General features: G+C 46.6%; 3 protein-coding genes. All 3 read left to right on the plus strand.

What is annotated here, in order from left to right:
- The first annotated feature begins 726 nt into the window (after positions 1-726).
- Complete coding sequence (locus ACFSB2_RS16535; protein WP_377944207.1) at positions 727-1,749, plus strand: LacI family DNA-binding transcriptional regulator; 1,023 nt, start codon at positions 727-729, stop codon at positions 1,747-1,749.
- Between the two features lie 66 nt (positions 1,750-1,815).
- Positions 1,816-3,228 carry an extracellular solute-binding protein gene (locus ACFSB2_RS16540; RefSeq protein WP_377944208.1) on the plus strand — a complete coding sequence of 471 codons (1,413 nt, stop codon included), beginning with the start codon at positions 1,816-1,818 and terminating at the stop codon, positions 3,226-3,228.
- Positions 3,229-3,261: 33 nt separating this feature from the next.
- Positions 3,262-3,554 (plus strand): carbohydrate ABC transporter permease (locus ACFSB2_RS16545; RefSeq protein WP_377944209.1); only part of this gene is annotated, 293 nt, incomplete at its 3' end.

Consider the following 3,554-nt stretch of genomic DNA (forward strand, 5'->3'; position numbering starts at 1 on the left):
AACTTTCTGAGCTGTTCTTTTGAAACCTTAGTCACTCTTATGTCCTCCCAATCTCATACTCCCTTTTGGGGATTGGGAGTTTACACAAAATATTTTACACACTCCGGCAGTGCCAATCCACAGTCCAATGCATATCATGTGGAGTGACACGAACCAGTTCTTTCTTCGTACGCTAATATTGTCTGCCATTCCGCATACTCCACTCTAATTCGAATTTGAGATGTCATCGTTTAGCCATTCTAATCGGCTTTGTTCGGGCGACGACTAAGTTCATCTATCACCCATTCCAGTCATTCCTTCTCCATCTGATAGTCATTGCGCCGCAATTTTATATTTGCTCTCTTGCCGAAACTGATACTCGGATTGGATTCGACTTCTTCCGGTGGTAACTATTCCAATACCCTTCGTGGTTGTCCACCAGCGTTTTGTGTTCGGTCATCTGATGTTGACGATCACGCCGACCAATGGGTACGATTTTTCCATAGCAGCCTTTCATTAGAAAACCGGTTTACGGATTCAAGGGCTGAAATGATGTGTAAACGAGGTGGGATAGGCATATATGACCCAAAAACAGTTTTCTAAACAAGCTTCATTTATGCATAATTTCTATTTTAAGGAACGATGAAAGCGCGAATCAGGTCGAATAATTAGATTTTTTAAAATTACCTCTGTACAAGCGTTGTTAAACCGGTTTAAAATAAACGGGCGCGGGAAGGATCATGATAGATGGCAACTGTAGATGACGTAGCGAAGCGTGCAGGTGTTTCGAAGGGAACGGTTTCAAATGTATTCAGTCGTAAACGGCGTGTCAGTGCAGATGTTGCCGAACGGGTGATGGCAGCAGCAAGTGAGCTGAATTTCAAACCAAATTACTGGGCGAGAACGTTGACAACGAAAGAGACGCGCATCATTGGACTCAACATGCCCGGTGAGCGAATGAAATTCAGTCAGTTTCATTTGTCGCTGCTGAACGGAGCTTTGGGCGTTTGTTTTGACCAGGGCTATCGTTTGCTGGTCAACACGCTGTTGACTGAATATGCGCAAAGAGTGGAATTTTTGGCTTCAGATCCGACAGATGGCGAGATCATATTGGATCCAGGTATGGATGATAAGCGGTTGATGGAGCGGATGACAAACGGCACGCCATTGGTTGTGGTGGGGCGGCCACAGGATGACTATATCCACCAGATATCCTATGTCGACAACGACAATATCGGTGTTGCCAGAAGTGTAATCGCTTACCTCCTAGATTCTGGGCATCAAAACATCCTGTTCTTGAACACGAATGAAGCTCGCACAGTTGCGAAAGACAGGGCGCGGGGATATGAAATTGCTCATCAGCGCGCAAATGTTGAGATGAGGCCTGAGTTGCTGTTGTACAAGGAGGATACATTGACATCCATGGAATTCGGCTATACAAAAGCGAAGCAGATGTTAGCTGATTATCCAGGCATCACTGCGATTGCCACCGACACTGACAAAATGGCGCTCGGGGTTTATCAAGCGGTGCGAGAGATGGGGTTGGACATACCTGAAGACGTGTCCGTCTTTGCGTTCAGTGACGATTCTGTCTTTGCTTCAGAGTTCAATCCGCCGTTGTCCGGCGTTCGTCTCAACGCAGAGCAGTTGGGGCAGGAAGCGGCAAAGTTGCTCATTGAACAGCTTCAAGACAACACTTTGCCGATTACGAGCAAAATTATTCCTTCGGAACTGGTTATTCGTGCGTCATGCAAACGCTATCCTTCGTGATGTGAACGCGAGATAAACTTACATCTACGAAGCCTACAGAAAAAATGATGACAAGGGGTGTCTGACATGCGTCCATGGACGTTGCGTGGAGTAACACTGGTTTCTACTTCAATTTTGACGGTAGCTTTAATTGGTTGCGGCAATCAATCTTCGAATAATAGCTCTGGGTCAACAAGTGGCTCCTCGACAAAGACTGAACCTACGTTGACCATTGCGACAGGTGTCGTTGGTGGAAAGACGCCGCAGGAAAACACTGCGTTTGCCAATGAAATTGGACAAGCGCTGCATTGTAAAGTTCAGTTGATCAGCACAACGGGAAGCAACTATGACCAGCAATTGATGACCATGCTTTCATCTGGACAAAAGATTGATGTCGTATACACCGAAGGCAGCACGCTCGCAGAACTCGCCAAAAATGGTGAAGTGGAGAACTTACAAAGTCAAATTCAAAATTCATCTGTGTTGGGCGACCCTAAAGTTGTACCGCAGTATGAGTGGAACGATATCAAACTCTCCAGTCCAAACGGAAAAGGCATTTACGGTGTGCCAGTCAAATATCAAGGCGCACTCATGCCTATCGTACGTGAGGATTGGCTGAAACAATTGGGACTCTCACAACCCAAAACACTCAATCAATACTTGAATGTCTTTCAGACATTTAAAGAGAAAAAGAACGCCTATGGTTTAACGCTATCTTCCCTGTATGACATTGAGCCATTTATGAGCGCAGTTGGCCTGAAAGAAGGCTATGTCATGCAGAATGGGAAATTGACTGTCCCTTACGCCACATCTGCTGCAATCCCTGTATATGCGTGGTTGCACAAACTATATGAGGACAAGCTGTTGGATCCCAACTTCGTGACGAATAGTACGGCAGATGAGCGAAACCTCTTCCTGTCTGGACGCGTTGGCATGTTTGTGTATTGGGATGCTTGGGTGCCGATGTTGAATAACTTAGCGAAAACGCAAGGCGCTGCATCCACCTTTGACGCAGAAGCTTTGCCTGGCGCCGAAGATTCGAATGGCAAGACACTCGTGTCCATGGGCGATACAAGTTTGTTCGCCATCCCCTCCAATGCGCCTGACAAAGCGTTGGCTTTCAAATTCTTAGAGTGGTGGAATACCCAGCCCGGTGAAGTGCTTGGGTCGCTTGGTGTGAAGGGAATCGATTACACCATGCAAAACGGGAAATACAAACTCACCTCCGCGGGTTCAAGTGAAAATATGGACCACGGCGATCCAGAGCCGATCAGTTCTTACTGGAAAAACCCATTCCCTCAATTGCAAAAGGGATATGCGAACGCGAGAGAAATTGGCGAGAAATACGGCTATCAACCGCTCATCAACTCGAATTGGACCAATGCGCAGGATATCGTTTGGCAATATGGGGATGAAGCCATTCTTGGCAAGCTGACGCCACAGGCTGCAGTGCAACAAATGCATGCGGCATTGCTACAGAAACATTACATCGACCAGTAATGAATGCCACTTTTGAAAGCGAGGACGATCATTTTGGCTAGCACAGAGCTACTCCGTCCGTCAAGGAGACACACTGGTGTCCGCCAGCGTCGTTTGTTGAAGTGGAAACGCGGCATTCCGCTATATGCGATGTTGTTGCCTACAATCGCCTATTTCATGTTGTTTACGTACTACCCGCTTGTGCATTCAATCGTCATTAGTATGCAAGATTTTAACCTGATCGGAAATCGTCCGTTCATTGGCCTGGAGAATTATCGCAATGTACTCACGGATCCAACGTTTTGGGCTGATTTTCGAAACACGCTGTTCCTAGGCATTAGTATGCT

The organism is Alicyclobacillus fodiniaquatilis (assembly GCF_042678105.1).
Classification (GTDB): Bacteria; Bacillota; Bacilli; order Alicyclobacillales; family Alicyclobacillaceae; genus Alicyclobacillus; species Alicyclobacillus fodiniaquatilis.